Genomic DNA, 18127 nt, shown 5'->3' on the forward strand with positions numbered 1-18127 from the left:
GCTCGCTCCCACATTGGTTCTGTGCCAATCCTCAATCTCTCGGTCACTCATGACCCCTTGTGGGAGCGAGCTTGCTCGCGATGGCGGAGGGTCAGCTTGCCTGGATGTGGGATGTGCTGCCCATCGCGAGCAAGCTCGCTCCCACACTGGGGGTTGTCGTTAGTTGGATTGGAGATAACCCTTATTCGAAACCAATCTGTCGAGCAGCGGCATTCTGGCTGTTAGGCAGCGTCCTATCTGGTGAACCGACCTGTTCAGAACTAGATTTCTTGAGCGCCGTCAGGCCTCGGCTTCATCCGGAAAAGAAGGAGTTGGCTATGAACAAGCTTCTACGCATGATGTTTTTGCTGAAGGTTTTGGTGATGCTGTCCCTGGGCTCTACCGCCGCATGGGCCGAATGCGATGAGCATGAGCAGCACGCGTCGAGTGGGCAAGTGGCGCAAGGCGAGATGATGCTTGCCGCGACCACCACAGAGGAGTCGGGTGATCAGGATAATGATGACTCGACCATCGACCAGGAGCCCGACGACGGTGGAGATAGTGGTGAGGACGACGAAGGCGATAGCCAGACGTAGAGTCGAGACGAATAAAAAACCCTCCTGCCCGGCTATTGCTTCGTAGGGCGGAGGGTTTTTCAGGTGTTCAGTTTGATGCATTACCCGCGGCGAGGGAGCAAGCTCCCTCGCCACAAGTGCGCTATCTGCTTGCCTTACGCCGCGCCTTCGAGGAACCGCTCGGCGTAGTGACAGGCCACCAGACGGTTATCGAGCGGGCGAAGCGCCGGTTCTTCGGTCTTGCAACGCTGGGTGGCGTACGGACAACGCTTGTGGAAGGCGCAGCCGGGCGGTGGGTTGAGCGGGTTGGGCAGTTCGCCGACGATCTTGATCTTCGGCTTGTTCGGGTCCGGGTGGATGGTCGGCGTGGCCGACAGCAGCGCCTGGGTGTACGGGTGCAGCGGGCGGCTGTAGATGGACTCGTTGGGGCCCATCTCCACCGGGCGACCGAGGTACATCACCATCACGTCGTCGGCCACGTGTTGCACCACCGCCAGGTTGTGGGAAATGAACACGTAGGCGGTGTTGAATTCCTGCTGCAAATCCATGAACAGGTTCAGCACCTGGGCCTGGATCGACACGTCCAGCGCCGATGTCGGTTCGTCCGCCACCAACACCTTGGGTTGCAGCATCATGGCGCGGGCCAGGGCGATGCGCTGGCGCTGGCCGCCGGAGAACATGTGCGGGTAGCGCTGGTAATGCTCGGGACGCAAGCCCACCTGCTTCATCATCGCCTGGACTTTTTCCCGCCGTTCGGTGGCCGACAGGTTGGTGTTGATCAGCAACGGCTCGGCCAGCTGATCGCCGATCTTCTGCCGTGGGTTGAGGGACGCATAGGGGCTCTGGAACACCATCTGCACGTCTTTGCGCAATTGCTTGCGTTCGGCCTTGTTGGCACCGGCGACTTCCTGGCCGGCGATTTTCAGGGAGCCGGAGGACGGCTCCTCGATCAGCGTCAGGGCCCGGGCGAGGGTGGATTTGCCGCAACCGGATTCACCCACCACGGCCAGGGTCTTGCCGGCTTCCAGTTCGAACGACACACCGTTGAGGGCGCGCACGGTCGCATGGCCCTTGAACATGCCACGGGACACTTCGTAATGACGGGTCAGGTCACGGGCGGTAAGTACGACGGCCATCACGCCACCTCCTGGTTCAACGGGTAGAAGCAACGGGCGAGGCTGTTGGATTTCGGATCGAGGGCCGGGCGTTGTTGCCGGCAGTTGTCCTGCACGTACGGGCAGCGCGGCGACAGCAGGCAGCCTTGCGGACGGTCGTAGCGACCGGGCACGATGCCCGGCAGCGTGGCCAGGCGCTCGGCGCCCATGCTGTGTTCCGGGATCGCCGCCAGCAGCGCTTCGCTGTACGGGTGGGCCGGGATGTCGAACAGCTCGGGCACCTGGCCTACTTCCACGGCCTGGCCGGCGTACATCACGCACACGCGCTGGGCGGTTTCAGCCACCACGGCCAGGTCATGGGTGATCAGCACCAGGCCCATGTCCTGTTCTTTTTGCAGGGCCAGCAGCAGGTCCATGATCTGGGCCTGGATGGTCACGTCGAGGGCGGTGGTCGGTTCGTCGGCGATCAGCAACTTTGGCTCGCCGGCAATCGCCATGGCAATTGCCACGCGCTGGCTCATGCCGCCGGACAGCTGATGCGGGTAAGCGTCCATGCGGCTGGCAGCGCCCGGGATCTCGACTTTTTCCAGCAGTTCGATGGCGCGCTTGCGGGCGGCCTTGCCGGACATCTTCAGGTGCAGGCGCAGCACTTCTTCGATCTGGAAACCCACGGTGTAGCTGGGGTTGAGTGCGGTCATCGGGTCCTGGAAGACCATCGCCAGGTCTTTGCCGACGATCTGCCGACGCTGACGGTTGCTCAGCTTGAGCATGTTCTTGCCGTCGAAGTTCAGCGCATCGGCGGTGACAATGCCGGGGTGCTCGATCAGGCCCATCAGCGCCATCATGGTCACGGATTTACCCGAGCCCGATTCGCCGACGATCGCCAGGACTTCGCCTTTTTCCACGCTCAGGTCCAGGCCATCGACCACCGGCACGGCGGTGGCGTCGCCGAAGCGAACGTTGAGATTCTTGATTTCTAGCAGTGACATGGGAATCTCCTCAGGCGGCATTCTTGAGTTTCGGGTCCAGCGCATCGCGCAGACCGTCGCCCATCAGGTTGATTGCCAGCACGCTGAGCAAAATGGTCAAGCCAGGCAGGCTCACGACCCACCAGGCGCGTTCGATGTAGTCCCGGGCCGAGGCCAGCATGGTGCCCCACTCCGGGGTTGGCGGCTGTACGCCGAGGCCGAGGAAGCCCAGGGCGGCGGCGTCGAGGATGGCCGAGGAAAAGCTCAGCGTCGCCTGGACGATCAGCGGTGCCATGCAGTTGGGCAGCACGGTGATGAACATCAGGCGCGGCAGGCCGGCACCGGCCAGGCGCGCGGCGGTCACGTAGTCGCGGTTCAGTTCGCCCATCACGGCGGCGCGGGTCAGGCGCACGTAGGACGGCAGCGAGACGATGGCGATGGCGATGACGGTGTTGATCAGGCCTGGGCCGAGGATGGCGACAATGGCCACGGCCAGCAGCAGCGAAGGCAGGGCCAGCATGATGTCCATCAGGCGCATGATGGTCGGGCCGAGGATGCGCGGGAAGAACCCGGCGAACAGCCCCAGCAGGATGCCCGGGATCAGCGACATCACCACCGACGACAAACCGATCAGCAGCGACAGGCGCGAACCCTGGATCAGCCGCGACAGCAAATCGCGGCCCAGTTCGTCGGTGCCCAGCAGGAACTGGATCTGCCCGCCTTCAAGCCACGCCGGTGGCGTCAGCAGGAAATCGCGGTACTGCTCGCTCGGGTCGTGAGGCGCGACCCACGGCGCGAAGAGCGCGCAGAACACCACCAGGATCATGAACAGCAGCCCGGCCACGGCACCCTTGTTGCGGGAAAACGCGTGCCAGAATTCTTTGTACGGGGACGGGTACAGCAGGCTTTGATCGACTGCTACCGCGGTAGTTGGAGTACTCATGGTTTTGATCTCAGCGCTGGTGACGGATGCGTGGGTTGGCAAAGCCGTAGAGGATGTCCACGACGAAGTTGACCAGAATCACCAGGCAGGCGATTAACAGGATGCCGTTCTGCACCACGGGGTAGTCCCGGGCGCCGATGGCTTCGATCAGCCACTTGCCGATGCCCGGCCAGGAGAAGATCGTTTCGGTCAGGACTGCACCGGCCAGCAGCGTGCCGACTTGCAGGCCGACCACGGTCAGCACCGGGATCAGTGCGTTGCGCAGGCCATGCACGAACACCACGCGCGACGGCGACAGGCCTTTGGCCTTGGCGGTACGGATGTAGTCTTCACGCAGCACTTCGAGCATCGAAGAGCGGGTCATGCGGGCGATCACCGCCAGCGGAATGGTGCCCAGCACGATGGCCGGCAGGATCAGGTGGTGCAGGGCATCGAGGAACGCGCCCGGCTCGTCGGCCAACAGCGTGTCGATCAGCATGAAGCCGGTTTTCGGCTCGATGTCGTAGAGCAGGTCGATCCGTCCCGACACCGGCGTCCAGCCCAGGGACACCGAGAAGAACATGATCAGGATCAGGCCCCACCAGAAGATCGGCATCGAATACCCCGCCAGGGAGACGCCCATCACCCCATGGTCGAACAGGGATCCTCGCTTGAGTGCCGCGATCACCCCGGCCAGCAGGCCCAGGATACCGGCGAACAACAGGGCGGCCATGGACAGTTCCAGGGTCGCGGGAAACAGGGAGCTGAACTCGGTCCATACGCTTTCACGGGTACGCAGCGATTCGCCGAGGTCGCCGTGGGCCAGCTTGCCGATGTAGTCCAGGTACTGGGCATACAGCGGTTTATTGAGGCCAAGGCGTTCCATTGCCTGTGCATGCATTTCGGGATCGACCCGACGTTCGCCCATCATCACTTCCACGGGGTCGCCGGGGATCATGCGAATCAACGCGAAGGTCAGCAAGGTGATGCCGAAGAACGTGGGGATCAATAATCCCAGTCGGCGGGCAATAAAACTAAACATCTTCAGGTGTACCTCATCAGCCGGTTAGGCGTGCCCGGCAGCTCTTGGGTCAAGAGCGGCCGGGCGTTTTCTTATCTACTTCACCTGGGTGGTGGCGAAGTTGTTGGTGGTGAGCGGGCTAATCACATAACCCTCTACGTTGTTGCGCATGGCCGTGAACATACGGGTGTGAGCCATGCTGATCCAAGGCAGGTCCTGGTTGAAAAGCACCTGGGCCTGCTCATAGAGCTTGATACGCTCCTCGGGGTTCACTGTGGCGCGAGCCTGGTCGATCAGTGCCTGGAACTTCTCGTTGCACCAGCGCGCGTAGTTTTCGCCGTTCTTGGCGGCCTCGCAACTGAGCATAGGCGTCAGGAAGTTATCCGGGTCGCCGTTATCACCCGCCCATCCGGCGGAGACCATGTCGTGCTCGCCGTTTTTCGCGCGCTTGAGCATTTCGCCCCATTCCATCACGCGAATGTCGACCTTGATCCCGACCTTCGCCAGGTCCGCCTGCATCATCTGTGCACCGAGCATCGGGTTGGGGTTGGTCGGGCCGCCGCCGTTGCGGGTGAACAGGGTGAACACGGTGCCTTCCGGCACGCCGGCTTCCTTGAGCAGCTCGCGGGCCTTGTCGAGGTTGCGGGGCGGGTTCTTCAGGTCGTGGTTGAAGCCCAGCAGCGTCGGCGGGTACGGGTTGACCGCCACGGTGGCGTTGCCCTTGCCGAACAGCGCGTTGACGTAGGCTTCCTTGTCGAAGGCCAAGTCGATGGCTTGGCGCACCCGCACGTCGCTCATGTATTTGTGGCTGGTGTTCAGGGCGGTGTAGGAGACGGTCATCGCGTCCAGTTCAGCGACCTTCAGGTTCGGGTCTTTCTTGATGCTGGGGATGTCATCGGGTTTGGGGTACAGCGCGATCTGGCACTCGTTGGTCTTGAGCTTCTGCATGCGCACGTTGTTGTCGGTGGCGATGGCCAATACCAGGGCATCGGCCGGTGGCTTGCCACGGAAGTAGTCCGGGTTGGCCTTGAAGCGAACCTGGGCGTCCTTGTTGTAGCGTTGGAAGATGAACGGCCCGGTGCCGACCGGCTTGCTGTTGAGGTCGCCGGCCTTGCCGGCCTTGAGCAACTGGTCGGCGTATTCGGCCGGGTAGATCGAGGAAAAGGCCATGGCGATGTCGGCCAGAAATGGCGCTTCGCGGCGGGTCAGGCTGAACTTGACCGTGTGCTCGTCGACCTTCTCGACGCTTTTGAGCAGTTCCTTGAAGCCCATGCTTTCAAAGTAGGGGAAGCCCACGCTCGACAGTTTGTGCCACGGGTGGTTCGGGTCCAGCTGGCGCTGGAAGCTCCAGACCACGTCGTCGGCGTTCATGTCGCGGGTCGGCTTGAAGTATTCGGTGGTGTGGAACTTGACGCCCTTGCGCAGGTGGAAGGTGTACGTCAGGCCATCGTCACTGATGTCCCAGGATTCGGCCAGGGCCGGAATCACCTCGGTGGTGCCGGGCTTGAAATCGGCCAGGCGATTGAAAATGGTTTCCGCCACGGCATCGGCGGTGACTGCAGTCGTGTACTGGACCATGTCGAAGCCTTCCGGGCTGGCTTCTGTGCAAACCACCAGGGGTTTGGCTGTGGCGCCAACGGCGACGCTCAGCAATGCGGCGGCGATGGCGGCGCGTAGGGGAATCATGTTCATCGTCAATCCTCTGCAATCGGGTCAGTGGCAAAGACCGGGCGGACGACCTCGTGAGTCGACCGCCCGGTGGCAGTTTAGAGAATGTTGAACGGAATGGTGGTGACCAGGCGGAACTCGTTGAGGCTGCCGTCGGCCTGGTTTTCGCTGGCGCGGTGTGCGGTGTAGGTCGCACGGATCGCGGTGGCTTTCAGAGGGCCGCTCTGTACGGCATAGGACGCGCCGACGCCGTATTCGTAGTGGTGCTCGCCGTCCATCGCCCGTACATCGCTGTAACCGGTGCTGTTGTAGTGCGTACCGTCGATACCCCAGCCGCGCGCCTGGTAGACGTTGAACTTCAGGCCTGGCACGCCGTATTCAGCCATGTTCAGGCCGTAGGCGATCTGGAAGGATTTCTCGTTCGGGCCGTTGAAGTCCGACAGCAGGGAGTTGGCCAGGTAGATGCCGTTGGTTTCGTGCAGGTAGTCGAAGTACTCGTTACCGTTCACTTCCTGGTACGAGAACGTCAGGCTGTGGGCCTGGTGCGTCAGGCCGAACGACAGGGAGTAGGTGTCGTTGTCGATTTCGCCCAGCTTGCTTTTGCCCGAGTCCACGGTCTTGTAGTAGTTCAGGCCGGTGGTCAGGCTCAGCACCGAGCTGTCGCCCAGCTCATGGGTGGCGCCGAAGTAGTACTGGTTCCACATGTCCTCGGCCTGGGTCGCCCAGAGGCTGGTCTTCAGGCTGGCCAGTGGCTGGTAGGTGATACCGGCGGTGTTGACGTGATCGGTCTCGACGCTGCTGTCACCGTATTCGGAGCGGAACTTGCGCAGGCTCTCTTCGGTACGCGGCGAGTTGCGATCGAAGGTGGCGATGTCGAAGCCCAGGTTTTCGAATTCTTCGCTGTGCAGGCTCACGCCCTGGAAGCTGGAGGGCAGGGCACGGTTGCCGATGACGTCGACCATCGGGCTGCTGAAGTTCTGACGGCCGGCGGTCAGGGTGGTGTTGGAAATGCGGGCCTTGACGTTCGCCAGGCCCAGCTTGCTCCACTGGCCCACGGCGTCGCCGCCTTCGCGGGTCAGGGTACGGTTGTTGCCGGCGCCAGGACGGGTGGTCGGCGCGCCGCCGTTGTTGGATGCCAGGTCCTTGCGGTCCTGGTCCAGGGCGATGGCGTTGTAGGCGGCCAGTTCGGTGCTGAAGCCCACGGTGCCCTCGGTGAAACCCGAGTTGTACTTGATGATGGTGCCTTGCAGCCAGTTGATCCGGCGGTCGGTCTCGCGTGCTTCACCGTTCTTGCGATAGGTGAGTTTCGTGCCGCGCTTGAATTGCTCGTTGGCGTACCAGTTGCGCGTGGTGCCCGTGATGGACTGGCCGTCGATGAAACCCTTGGCTTCGCTTTGCTCGCTGGTGGTCTTGAGGGTCACCGGGGTGACCGCCTGGCTCTGGGATTCTGCAAACGCTGTTGCGCTAATGCTGCTGATGGCCAAGGCCAATATCGCGGTGTTGCTCAGTTTCATCGGTAACGCTCCTTTTCTTTCTTTTTTAATGCCGTTCTTTTTTGGTGATACGGCTATCGGTTTTACAACTCATTCACAGCTTGCAAACGTTTGCCTGGTGCCTGATTGGCGAATTACGGCAAGACGTCGGCATGGGGCTTCCATAGGAAGCCCGCGCTGTGTGGCTAACGGTTATGGGTTCAGGCTGACGCCCGAAAAGACATTGCGACCGAAGGGGCTGACTTTGAACCCTTCGACTTTGGCACTCAGCGGCTGGTTGACCGTCGAGTGGGCAACAGGAGTGATCGGCACTTGCTGCTTGAGCAGTTGCTGGGCCTGTTTGTAGAGCACGGTGCGCTGGTCGCGGTCGGTGACGACCTTGGCCTGCTTGATCAGCTTGTCGTAGTCCTGGTCGCACCACATGGAGTAGTTGTTGCCGCCAATGGCGTCGCAGCTGTACAGCGTGCCGAGCCAGTTGTCCGGGTCCCCGTTGTCACCGGTCCAACCGATCAGGCTGACGTCGTGCTCGCCGTTCTTGGTGCGCTTGATGTACTCGCCCCATTCGTAGCTGACGATCTTCACTTTCAAGCCGATCTTCGCCCAGTCGGCCTGGAGCATCTCGGCCATCAGCTTGGCGTTGGGGTTGTACGGACGTTGCACGGGCATGGCCCAGAGAGTGATTTCGGTGCCTTCCTTGACCCCGGCGGCCTTGAGCAACTCCTTGGCTTTTTCCGGGTTGTAGGCGACGTCCTTGATGGTGTCGTCGTAGGACCACTGCGTCGGCGGCATGGCGTTGACCGCCAGTTGTCCCGCGCCCTGGTACACGGCATTGAGAATGCCTTGCTTGTTCACCGCCATGTCCAGCGCACGGCGCACTTCGACCTGGTCGAACGGCTTGTGGCGGGTGTTGTAGGCGATGTAGCCGAGGTTGAAGCCCGGTTTTTCGATCAGTTGCAGCTTGGGGTCGTTCTTCAAGGCCGGTACGTCGGCCGGACGTGGATGCAGGGTGACCTGGCACTCGTTGGCCTTGAGCTTCTGCACCCGCACCGAGGCGTCGGTGTTGATGGAGAAGATCAGGTTCTTCAGCTTGACCCGCTCCGGCGCCCAGTACTGCTGGCTGGCGACGTAGCGGATGTTGGAGTCTTTCTGGTAGCTCTTGAACTCGAACGGCCCGGTGCCGATCGGCTTCTGGTTGATGTCGCTCGGCTTGCCGCTCTTGAGCAACTGGTCGGCGTATTCGGCCGACAGGATCGCGGCGAAGCTCATGGCGATGTTCTGGATGAACGCGGCGTCCACGCTGTTGAGGGTCATGACCACGGTCAATGGCCCGGTCGCTTCCACCTTGGCGATGTTCTTGTTCAGGCTCATGCCGTTGAAGTAGGGGAACTCGGTGGGGTAGGCCTTGCGGAACGGATGCTGCGGATCAAGCATGCGGTTGAAGGTGAACAGCACGTCGTCGGCGTTGAAATCCCGGGTCGGTGTGAAGTAGTCGGTGGTGTGAAATTTCACCCCTTCGCGCAGGTGGAAGGTGTACTTCAAGCCGTCTTCGGAAATGTCCCAGCGGGTTGCCAGGCCTGGGACGACGTTGGTCGCGCCTTTTTCGAACTCGGCCAGGCGGTTGTACAGCGGTTCGGCGGCATCGTTGTCGGTGGCCGTGGTGTATTGCGCGGTGTCGAAACCGGCGGGGCTGCCTTCGGAACAGAACACCAGGCTACCGCCGGCGGCCTGGGTCGCGGATGTCGCGGCCAGCAGGCCGGTGCCCAGCAATGCGGATAAAACCAAGGTATGGCGCATGATGCTCCCTCTCTCGTTCGGGGTGTTTTAACAGTGAACCGGCGTCCTTCCGGGGACAGGTCCGGGACACTGAGCTCATTCCATTGCGTAGCGATGCCGCAGGGCTGGCAAGTCGTCCAAGTGCCGACGGTATGAGCCGTGGGCCGGGCGGTAAATGCGCAATGCCTGAAAGACTTGTGGGAAAAGGCGATACGTCCCAAACCAACTGCTGTGGTACGCAGTGCTTTTGGATGTAGGCGTTTTCCTAGGTCTTGGCGTAAAGCAACGGTATGCCGTGGGGGCGAGCCCTGCTCGCGATGGCGTTGCTTACCGCTCCACCATCGCGCTCAAAAGAGGGGCCGCTACGCTCGAAGCGTCGGACCGGCCCAGCGGGAGCAAGCTCCCTCGCCACAGGTCACCTTAGTTGCTGACGCTGACGCCGTAGAAGGAGTTCAAGCCAAAGGGGCTGATCTTGAAGTCCTGCACGTTGGCGCGCATGGGTTGGAACACCGTCGAGTGAGCGATGGGTGTCATCGGAACAGCATCTTTGAGGATGTGCTGCGCCTGTTTGTACAGCTCGGTGCGTTTGGATTGATCCGAAGTGCGCTTGGCTTGCTTGACGATGTCGTCGAACTTCTTGTCGCACCATTTCGAGAAGTTGTTGCCCTGCAGCGAGTCGCAGCCAAACAACACGTTGAGCCAGTTGTCCGGGTCACCGTTGTCGCCGCTCCAGCCGATCAGCATGGCGCCGTTTTCACCACCTTTGGAACGCTTGATGTACTCGCCCCACTCGTAAGTGACGATCTTGGCCTTGATCCCGATCTTGGCCCAGTCGGACTGCAGCATTTCAGCCATCAGCTTGGCGTTCGGGTTGTAGGGACGCTGGACCGGCATGGCCCACAAGGTGATCTCGGTGCCTTCCTTGATACCGGCTTCCTTGAGCAGTTCCTTGGCTTTCTCCGGGTTGTACGCCGCGTCCTTGATGGTGGTGTCGTAGGACCACTGGGTCGGCGGCATGGCATTGACGGCCAGTTGGCCGGCGCCCTGGTACACCGAGTCGATGATCTGCTGCTTGTTGACGGCCATGTCCAGTGCCTGGCGCACTTTCAACTGGGCCATCGGGTTGGGCTGGTCGCTGCCCTTGATCTTGTCCATCACGTTGTAGGCGATGTAGCCCAGGTTGAAGCCCGGTTGGTCCGGCATCTTCAGGTTCTTGTCTTCCTTGATCGCCTTGAGGTCGGCCGGGCGTGGGAAGAGCGTGACCTGGCATTCATTCTTTTTCAGCTTCTGGATACGCACTGACGGGTCGGTGGTGATGGCGAAGATCAGGTTGTCGATCTTCACGTCTTCCGGAAGCCAGTATTCCTTGTTGCCGGTGAAGCGGATGTTCGAGTCTTTCTGGTAGCTCTTGAACACGAACGGGCCGGTGCCGATCGGCTTCTGGTTGATGTCGGAAGGCTTGCCTTCCTTGAGCAACTGGGCGGCGTACTCGGCGGACTGGATGGAAGCGAAGTGCATGGCCATGTTCTGGATGAACGCGGCGTCTACAGCGTTGAGGGTGAACTTGACGGTCTTGTCGTCGAGCTTCTCGACCTTGGCAATGTTGGTGTCCATGCCCATGTCGGTGAAGTACGGGAATTCGGTCGGGTACGCCTTACGGAACGGGTCATCCTTGTTGATCATGCGATTGAAGGTGAACAGTACGTCGTCGGCGTTGAACTCGCGGGTCGGCTTGAAGTACGGCGTGGTGTGGAACTTGACGCCTTCACGCAGGTGGAAAGTGTAGGTCAGGCCATCTTCGGAAATATCCCACTTGGTCGCCAGGCCAGGAATCACAGCGGTGCCGCCGCGTTCAAACTGGGTCAGACGATTGAATACGGTCTCTGCAGAGGCGTCGAAGTCGGTTCCGGTGGTGTACTGACCAGGGTCAAAACCGGCTGGGCTCCCTTCGGAGCAGAACACCAGGTTAGTCGCGGCTTGGGCGAAAGATGCGCTGGCTAATAAGCTCGCGCCGACTAAAAACGGGATGACCGCTTGTTTAAGCATGTTGGCCTCATGATTTGTTGTCATTTTTTGATTTGAGGGCGACCTCGTGAGTCGTCCTGCGGATACTTATGCAGGCCCCATACCCAATGCAAGATCCAGAGCGGTCACAAGTCCGAAACAGTGGCACGAACGTACCTTAATGTCGCATCCGTGTAACTTCCGACGCATTTGATCGTTTGCGCGCGTTTTTTAGGGGCGAATTGCGCCCTTTTCCGGTGCGTCGCGGCGCTTCGATGCGCCGGAAAAGGGCGGGTATTACTTCTTCAAACCCACGCCGTAGAAGGGTGTGAGGCCGAATGGGCTGAGTTTGAAATCCACCACGTTCCTGTTTATCGGCTGGAAGACCGTGGAGTTGGCGATGGGTGTGATCGGCACCTGTTGCTTGAGGATTTTCTGCGCTTGCTGGTACAGATCGATCCGCTGCTGGCGGTCGGTGGACACCTTGGCCTGCTGGATCAAACGGTCGTAGGCCGGGTCGCACCACTTGGCGTAGTTGCTGCCCTTGACCGCCGCGCAGCTGTACAGCACCCCCAGCCAGTTGTCGGGGTCGCCGTTATCGCCGGTCCAACCGTAGATCATTGCGTCATGTTCGCCATTTTTTGCACGCTTGATGTACTCGCCCCATTCATAACTGACGATGTTGGCCTTGATACCGATCTTGGCCCAATCCTGCTGGATCATCTGTGCCGACATTCGTGCATTGGGGTTGGACGCGCGTTGCACCGTCATCGCCCATAAATTGAGGGTGGTACCCGGCGCAACCCCGGCCTCCTTGAGTAGCGCCTTGGCCTTGGTCACGTCGTGGGGGGCGTCCTGGATGCTCGGGTCGAACGACCACTGGGCCGGTGGCAAGGCGTTCTGCGCCAGTTGACCGGCGCTCTGGTACACGGCCTTGATAATCGCCGGCTTGTCGATGGCCATGTCCAGCGCCTGACGGACCTTGAGCTGGTCCAGGGGCGGGTGTGTCACGTTGTAGGCCAGGAAACCCAGGTTGAAACCCGGCTGCTTGAGCACCTGCAGGTTCGGATCCTGTTCGATCACCTCGATGTCGGCCGGGCGTGGGTAGCCACTGACCTGGCATTCACCGCGCTTGAGCTTTTGCAGGCGCACGGCGGCGTCCGGGGTGATGGAGAAAATCAGGTTGTCGAGCTTCACGTCCTCGGGTTTCCAGTACGCCGTGTTGGCGGCGTAGCGGATCTGCGAGTCCTTCTGGTAGCGCTTGAACACGAACGGCCCGGTGCCGACGGGTTTCTGGTTGAGGTCGCCGGCCTTGCCTTCCTTCAACAACTGCGCTGCGTATTCGGCGGACTGCACGGAGGCGAAACTCATCGCCAGGTTTTGCACGAAGGCGGCGTCAACGTTGTTCAGGTTGAAGCGCACGGTGTGCTCGTCGACTTTCTCGACGCTTTTGATCGTGGTGTTCAGGCCCATGTCGGTGAAGTACGGCGACTCGGTGGGGTAGGCCTGGCGGAACGGGTGCTGCGGGTCGAGCAGGCGCTGGAAGGTGAACAGCACGTCGTCGGCGTTGAAGTCGCGGGTGGGGGTGAAGTAGTCGGTGGTGTGGAATTTCACGCCTTCGCGCAGGTGGAAGGTGTAGGCCAGGCCGTCGGGCGATACGTCCCAGCTTGTGGCTAGTCCGGGTTCGACCTCGGTGCCGCCGCGCTTGAACTGGGTGAGGCGGTTGAAGACGGTTTCGGCCGAGGCATCGAAGTCGGTGCCGCTGGTGTATTGGCTGGGGTCGAACCCGGCGGGGCTGGCTTCGGAGCAGTAGACCAGGGTGGTGGCGGCTTGGGCCATTGGGGCGCAGCTGATCAGGGCCAGGGTGAGCAGGAGGGGCTTGAAGGTGGTTCTGTCCATGAAATCCCTTGGGGGGTGGTGAGGTTTTCAGGAGAGTAGCGTTGCGGGTGGGGTGTTGGAAATATCGAAAAGTGAGGGGGACCGTTGGGTTTGGGTATAGCGCTTTTCGACGAGGCGGCCTGATAGCCGACCTGTCTCTCCCGGGCGTACACCTGTCAGGTCTGTGGGAGCAAAGCTTGCTCGCGAGGCGGCCTGATGGCCGGCCTGTCTCCCAGGCATACTTCGATCAAACTGTGGGAGCGAGCTTGCTCGCGATGGCGGCCTGACAGCCGGCCAGGATGTTGTTGACGGAGTACATATCCATTGCTGCGGTAACGGCGGCTTATGGTTCCGCTCTTACAGCGGGTCACTTTTGGCAAACGCCCCAAAAGTAACCAAAAAGTCTTTGCCCCACCACTCGGCACCTCGCCTAGGCTCGGTGTGCCCTCACTCCGGCATTGCTCCGTGGGCCCGCCGCGAAGGGCCATCCATGGCCCAGCGCGGCTATCCCGGCATCCATGCCGGGATGCCCACTGCGCAATACCTGCGTTCGGCCAGCGTGGTCAACGGGGCCCCCAGATCAAAAGCCCGCCGAGGCGGCCTTATAGCCGACCTGGTTCTTGATGGAGACCGCGTTTCCCCTGTGGGAGCGGGCTTGCCCGCGAAGGCGGCCTGACAGCCGGCCTGGTTCCCTCGGGTGTACCCGATTCACTGGTTGAAGCAATACGCCTCCGTCTCGTCGAACAGCTAACCCCGTGGCGAGGGAGCTTGCTCCCGCTGGGGCGCGAAGCGGCCCTAAAAGCAGCGACTCCATCCAGCTGACACAACGCGGCGCTTGGGTTGGGGCTGCTGCGCAGCCCAGCGGGAGCAAGCTCCCTCGCCACGGGGTTTGCGGTGGGGCGGAAGGCTGGTTAAATCATTCAGGTTTGTCGGAAGGATCCGCTTTCCAGAACGAAAGATCCGACAAGCTTTTAAGGTTGTCCCTCGGAAGTGGGCTCTCTAGCCTATTGCGTGTCGCTGCGAAACAGCGGCCGGGAGTGGGAACCCGAAATTAATAGGTCGTAAGCCTCACGACCATAACGGCAAGTGATGGCTCCAATTTCATCAGGAGCATTCGCATGAACGAAGGAAAGACTGAACCGAATTTCAACAGAACAAATCCATTGGCGGATTTCGACGCCATCGAAGACCTACTCAAAGACCGCGCCGCCGCCGAGCGTGCCCTCGATCATTACCTGAATCCAAAAAAACCGGAGCCAAGCACCGATCAGCGCATCGATAGCCTGTTTTCAGTCACCGCCAAAGCCGACACCGATACGCTGCTCACCAGCACCTCGGAAACCCTGGCCTCGATAAAAGCCATGGCCGAGGACTTGGCTTTCGAAGTGGAGGGCACGCGTCGGAGCGTGGCGTTGGGGATTCATCAGTTGGTGGAGCTGTGCCAGTTGCTGGTGGACAAGGCATTGGATCAGGTCGAGACACCGGCCAGTTCGGCCTGCCCGCCCACTTAAGGTCGGGCACCGTCCTGTGGCGAGGGGATTTATCCCCGCTGGGCTGCGAAGCAGACCCAGGCCTGACACCTCGGTGTGTCAGGTAGATTGAGTCGCTGCCTTTGGGGCTGCTGCGCAGCCCAACGGGGATAAATCCCCTCGCCACAAGGGTGTTTCACTGGGCTGGATGTCTCTGTCAGACAACCATCACTGCAACAACACCTCAACCACCCCATCCGCCGTCATCGTCACCTTGCTGGTACCCGCTTCCACGTCAGGTGTCACGGACTCAGCATCCATGGACGCGCCTTTCATCATCATCTGCGGGCGCATGTACGGTTGTGGGTAGCCGTTGGTATTGAAGTTCAGGTTGACGATCTTGTAACCCTTGCCGCCCAGGGCTTCGGTGGCCAGTTGAGCGCGGGCCTTGAAGGCGTTGACGGCGTCTTTGAGCAGGGCGTCTTCGCTGCTCTGGCGGGTGGCGGTGGCGATGGCGAAGTCCATGCCGCCCATCTTCATGTCGCCCAGCAGCTCGCCGGTGAGTTTGGACAGTGCCGCGAAGTCGGCGCTTTCCAGGCGCAGTTCGGCGCGTTCGCGCCAGCCGGTGATTTTCCCGCCTTTGTTGTCGTAGATCGGGTAGCTGTTGCGGCTGCCCTGGCGCAGGGTGATGTCCTTGACCTCTTTAGCCTGGCCAATGGCTTTGTTCACCGTGGTGGTGATCGCGGCGGCGAGTTTGGCCGGGTCGGTGTTCTGTTCTTCGGTGTAGAGGGTGACGATCATCAGGTCACGGGCCACTTCCTGGCTGGCTTCGGCGCGCAGGGAAATCTGGTTGTAGTGAAGCTCGTCGGCGGCCAGGGCCGGCAGGCTGGCGACGGTGCCGAGGCTGAAGGCGAGCAGGGCGGCGGGGCGACTGAACGTGTGCATGAAAGCTCCTTGGGATGAGGCGCAGGGGTGAGGTCCGGGCCTGCGTGAAGGATAAGACTCTAGCTTTTATGGGTGGGTTCGCACAGTTACAACTTCTATACAGATACCTGAAGCCAATGAAGAGCCCCGTGGCGAGGGAGCTTGCTCCCGCTGGAATACGTCGTAGGAGCTGACGAGTGCAACGAGGCTGCGATCTTGTTCCGGCTAATTGAGTCGTGAGCGAAGGATCAAAAGATCGTAGCCTTCGGCAGCTCCTACACGCAGGCCAGCGGGAGCAAGCTCCCTCGCCACAAGGGGTATATGCAGCATTGAGAGCTGTGGCGCTTTGCCGCATATCTGCCGCTGCAACCCGCGCCTTGGTTATACTCCGTGCGATCCGCCTGGAGCGCTCATCAGGAGAGCTCATGCTCGCCCCTTTGCAAATGACTTCCGCTTCCCGCCAGAACCTCTGGCGCCTGACATTCATCCGTATTCTGGTCCTGGCGGCCCAGGCCGGCTCCGTGGGACTCGCCTATTGGTTCGACCTGCTGCCGCTGCCCTGGCTGCAGTTGGCGATCACCCTGGTCTGTTCCAGCGTGCTGTGCGCGCTGACGGCGATTCGCCTGCGTGCCTCGTGGCCGGTGACCGAGCTGGAATATGCGGTGCAACTGGCGTGTGACCTGTTTATCCACAGCGCGCTGCTGTATTTCTCCGGCGGCTCCACCAACCCCTTCGTCTCTTATTACCTGGTGCCGCTGACCATCGCCGCCGTGACGTTGCCGTGGCGGTTTTCGCTGATCCTTTCCGGCATCGCCCTGGCCCTGTACACCTTGCTGCTGGTGCGCTTCTACCCGCTGGAAACCTTTCCCATCGCCCGGGAAAACCTGCAGATCTATGGGATGTGGCTGAGTTTCGCCCTGGCGGCGGCGGTCATCACGTTTTTTGCCGCGCGCATGGCCGAGGAGCTGCGCCGTCAGGAAGAGCTGCGGGCTATCCGCCGTGAAGAAGGCCTGCGGGACGAGCAATTGCTGGCCGTGGCGACCCAGGCCGCCGGCGCCGCCCATGAACTGGGTACACCGCTGGCGACCATGAGTGTGCTGCTCAAGGAAATGCGCCAGGACCATCACGACCCGGCACTGCAGGACGATCTCAGCGTGCTTCAGGACCAGGTCAAGCTCTGCAAGGAAACCCTGCAATACCTGGTGCGTGCCGCCGAGGCCAATCGGCGGCTGGACATCGACATGCAGGCAGTCACCTTCTGGCTCGACGATGCGCTGAACCGCTGGCACCTGATGCGCCCGGAAGCCAGTTATCGCTTCCAGTGCCTGGGCAAGGGCGTGGTGCCGCGCATGGCACCGCCGCCGGACCTGACCCAGGCGCTGTTGAACCTGCTGAACAATGCCGCCGATGCCTGTCCCGACAACCTAGAAGTGGCGTTGGACTGGAACGCTTATGAATTGACCATCTGCATTCGCGACCACGGCGCCGGCGTGCCGCTGGCGATTGCCGAGCAGATCGGCAAGCCGTTCTATACCACCAAGGGCAAAGGTTTCGGCCTGGGCCTGTTCTTGAGCAAAGCCAGCGTGACACGCGCCGGCGGCTCGGTGAAACTCTACCCCCATGAGGAAGGCGGCACGCTCACCGAGCTGCGCCTGCCCCATGCCGACCGAGGAGACGAAACATGAGTGACGAGATCCAAGTCGACGGCGAAGAACTGCCGCACCTGTTGCTGGTGGATGACGACGCCACGTTTACCCGCGTCATGGCCCGGGCCATGTCCCGTCGCGGCTTTCGCGTCAGCACCGCCGGTTCCGCCGAGGAAGGCCTGACCATCGCCCAGGCCGACCTGCCGGACTACGCCGCCCTGGACCTGAAAATGGATGGCGATTCCGGCCTGGTGCTGCTGCCCAAGTTGCTGGAGCTGGACCCGGAAATGCGCGTGGTGATCCTCACCGGTTATTCGAGCATCGCCACGGCGGTCGAGGCCATCAAGCGCGGCGCCTGCAATTACCTGTGCAAACCGGCGGATGCCGATGACGTGCTGGCGGCGCTGTTGTCCGAGCACGCCGACCTCGACACCCTGGTGCCGGAAAACCCCATGTCGGTGGATCGCCTGCAATGGGAGCACATCCAGCGGGTGCTGACCGAGCACGAAGGCAATATCTCCGCCACCGCCCGCGCCCTGGGCATGCACCGGCGGACCCTGCAGCGCAAATTGCAAAAGCGTCCCGTGCGTCGCTGAACCTGCGCTGAACAGGTGTTGTCCACCCTCGCGACATATCGGGCCGTTGCTTTATGATCGGCCCCAGCGTCATGTATCACAAATACTGTTCCTTTT

Annotated in this window: 14 protein-coding genes; 4 read left to right on the forward strand and 10 right to left on the reverse strand. The window is 61.3% G+C overall.

The genetic code is table 11. From position 1 onward, the window contains the following. The first annotated feature begins 317 nt into the window (after positions 1 to 317). Positions 318 to 575 carry a hypothetical protein gene (locus tag BLU85_RS27235; protein WP_092205584.1) on the forward strand — a complete coding sequence of 86 codons (258 nt, stop codon included), beginning with the start codon at positions 318 to 320 and terminating at the stop codon, positions 573 to 575. A gap of 134 nt (positions 576 to 709) precedes the next feature. Here the strand turns inward: BLU85_RS27235 and BLU85_RS27240 are convergent, their stop codons facing one another. From BLU85_RS27240 to BLU85_RS27280, 9 genes are all read right to left on the reverse strand, one after another. After that, positions 710 to 1690, reverse strand: coding sequence for a peptide ABC transporter ATP-binding protein (locus BLU85_RS27240; protein ID WP_092205583.1), 981 nt, complete (start codon positions 1688 to 1690; stop codon positions 710 to 712). Then, positions 1690 to 2658 carry an ABC transporter ATP-binding protein gene (locus tag BLU85_RS27245; RefSeq protein WP_053118412.1) on the reverse strand — a complete coding sequence of 323 codons (969 nt, stop codon included), beginning with the start codon at positions 2656 to 2658 and terminating at the stop codon, positions 1690 to 1692. The genes BLU85_RS27240 and BLU85_RS27245 overlap by 1 nt, the downstream gene beginning before the upstream one ends. A gap of 10 nt (positions 2659 to 2668) precedes the next feature. Further along, entirely contained in the window at positions 2669 to 3580 is a 912-nt protein-coding gene (locus tag BLU85_RS27250; protein WP_060739191.1) for an ABC transporter permease subunit, read from the reverse strand. A gap of 10 nt (positions 3581 to 3590) precedes the next feature. Further along, positions 3591 to 4601 carry an ABC transporter permease subunit gene (locus BLU85_RS27255; protein WP_053145585.1) on the reverse strand — a complete coding sequence of 337 codons (1011 nt, stop codon included), beginning with the start codon at positions 4599 to 4601 and terminating at the stop codon, positions 3591 to 3593. 75 nt (positions 4602 to 4676) lie between these two features. Continuing rightward, complete coding sequence (locus BLU85_RS27260) at positions 4677 to 6272, reverse strand: ABC transporter substrate-binding protein (RefSeq protein WP_092205582.1); 1596 nt, start codon at positions 6270 to 6272, stop codon at positions 4677 to 4679. Positions 6273 to 6346: 74 nt separating this feature from the next. Further along, on the reverse strand, positions 6347 to 7762 hold the full coding sequence (locus tag BLU85_RS27265) for an OprD family porin (RefSeq protein ID WP_092205581.1): 1416 nt from the start codon (positions 7760 to 7762) through the stop codon (positions 6347 to 6349). A 171-nt stretch (positions 7763 to 7933) separates the two neighbouring features. Next, complete coding sequence (locus BLU85_RS27270; protein WP_092205580.1) at positions 7934 to 9535, reverse strand: ABC transporter substrate-binding protein; 1602 nt, start codon at positions 9533 to 9535, stop codon at positions 7934 to 7936. A gap of 399 nt (positions 9536 to 9934) precedes the next feature. Continuing rightward, positions 9935 to 11560 carry an ABC transporter substrate-binding protein gene (locus BLU85_RS27275; RefSeq protein WP_092205579.1) on the reverse strand — a complete coding sequence of 542 codons (1626 nt, stop codon included), beginning with the start codon at positions 11558 to 11560 and terminating at the stop codon, positions 9935 to 9937. Positions 11561 to 11815: 255 nt separating this feature from the next. After that, positions 11816 to 13417, reverse strand: a complete 1602-nt coding sequence (locus BLU85_RS27280) for an ABC transporter substrate-binding protein (RefSeq protein ID WP_092205578.1) — start codon at positions 13415 to 13417, stop codon at positions 11816 to 11818. Positions 13418 to 14514: 1097 nt separating this feature from the next. Here BLU85_RS27280 and BLU85_RS27290 point away from each other — a divergent pair. Next, on the forward strand, positions 14515 to 14907 hold the full coding sequence (locus BLU85_RS27290; RefSeq protein ID WP_092204985.1) for a DUF6124 family protein: 393 nt from the start codon (positions 14515 to 14517) through the stop codon (positions 14905 to 14907). Positions 14908 to 15093: 186 nt separating this feature from the next. On the opposite strand, the gene BLU85_RS27295 is transcribed toward BLU85_RS27290, so the two are convergent. Continuing rightward, positions 15094 to 15810, reverse strand: coding sequence for an SIMPL domain-containing protein (locus tag BLU85_RS27295; RefSeq protein WP_092204986.1), 717 nt, complete (start codon positions 15808 to 15810; stop codon positions 15094 to 15096). A 404-nt stretch (positions 15811 to 16214) separates the two neighbouring features. Here BLU85_RS27295 and BLU85_RS27300 point away from each other — a divergent pair, with 404 nt between their 5' ends. Together BLU85_RS27300 and BLU85_RS27305 are read left to right on the forward strand one after the other, a co-directional pair. Then, positions 16215 to 17474 carry an ATP-binding protein gene (locus BLU85_RS27300; RefSeq protein ID WP_072410828.1) on the forward strand — a complete coding sequence of 420 codons (1260 nt, stop codon included), beginning with the start codon at positions 16215 to 16217 and terminating at the stop codon, positions 17472 to 17474. Further along, positions 17471 to 18031: a response regulator transcription factor gene (locus BLU85_RS27305; protein WP_003177957.1), complete on the forward strand. Its 561-nt coding sequence runs from the start codon at positions 17471 to 17473 to the stop codon at positions 18029 to 18031. Before BLU85_RS27300 ends, BLU85_RS27305 begins: the two co-directional genes overlap by 4 nt. The last annotated feature ends 96 nt before the right edge of the window (positions 18032 to 18127 follow it).

The sequence above is a fragment of the Pseudomonas sp. NFACC14 genome, from assembly GCF_900106885.1.
In the GTDB taxonomy this organism is placed as follows: domain Bacteria; phylum Pseudomonadota; class Gammaproteobacteria; order Pseudomonadales; family Pseudomonadaceae; genus Aquipseudomonas; species Aquipseudomonas fluorescens_AA.

Bases quoted from the DNA above. Each gene is read 5' to 3' on its own strand.
- BLU85_RS27250 (WP_060739191.1), bottom strand. From the start codon at position 3,580: ATGAGTACTCCAACTACCGCGGTAGCAGTCGATCAAAGCCTGCTGTAC.
- BLU85_RS27240 (WP_092205583.1), bottom strand. From the start codon at position 1,690: ATGGCCGTCGTACTTACCGCCCGTGACCTGACCCGTCATTACGAAGTG.
- BLU85_RS27300 (WP_072410828.1), top strand. From the start codon at position 16,215: ATGCTCGCCCCTTTGCAAATGACTTCCGCTTCCCGCCAGAACCTCTGG.
- BLU85_RS27275 (WP_092205579.1), bottom strand. From the start codon at position 11,560: ATGCTTAAACAAGCGGTCATCCCGTTTTTAGTCGGCGCGAGCTTATTA.
- BLU85_RS27255 (WP_053145585.1), bottom strand. From the start codon at position 4,601: ATGTTTAGTTTTATTGCCCGCCGACTGGGATTATTGATCCCCACGTTC.
- BLU85_RS27245 (WP_053118412.1), bottom strand. From the start codon at position 2,658: ATGTCACTGCTAGAAATCAAGAATCTCAACGTTCGCTTCGGCGACGCC.
- BLU85_RS27260 (WP_092205582.1), bottom strand. From the start codon at position 6,272: ATGAACATGATTCCCCTACGCGCCGCCATCGCCGCCGCATTGCTGAGC.
- BLU85_RS27265 (WP_092205581.1), bottom strand. From the start codon at position 7,762: ATGAAACTGAGCAACACCGCGATATTGGCCTTGGCCATCAGCAGCATT.
- BLU85_RS27290 (WP_092204985.1), top strand. From the start codon at position 14,515: ATGAACGAAGGAAAGACTGAACCGAATTTCAACAGAACAAATCCATTG.
- BLU85_RS27295 (WP_092204986.1), bottom strand. From the start codon at position 15,810: ATGCACACGTTCAGTCGCCCCGCCGCCCTGCTCGCCTTCAGCCTCGGC.
- BLU85_RS27280 (WP_092205578.1), bottom strand. From the start codon at position 13,417: ATGGACAGAACCACCTTCAAGCCCCTCCTGCTCACCCTGGCCCTGATC.
- BLU85_RS27270 (WP_092205580.1), bottom strand. From the start codon at position 9,535: ATGCGCCATACCTTGGTTTTATCCGCATTGCTGGGCACCGGCCTGCTG.
- BLU85_RS27305 (WP_003177957.1), top strand. From the start codon at position 17,471: ATGAGTGACGAGATCCAAGTCGACGGCGAAGAACTGCCGCACCTGTTG.
- BLU85_RS27235 (WP_092205584.1), top strand. From the start codon at position 318: ATGAACAAGCTTCTACGCATGATGTTTTTGCTGAAGGTTTTGGTGATG.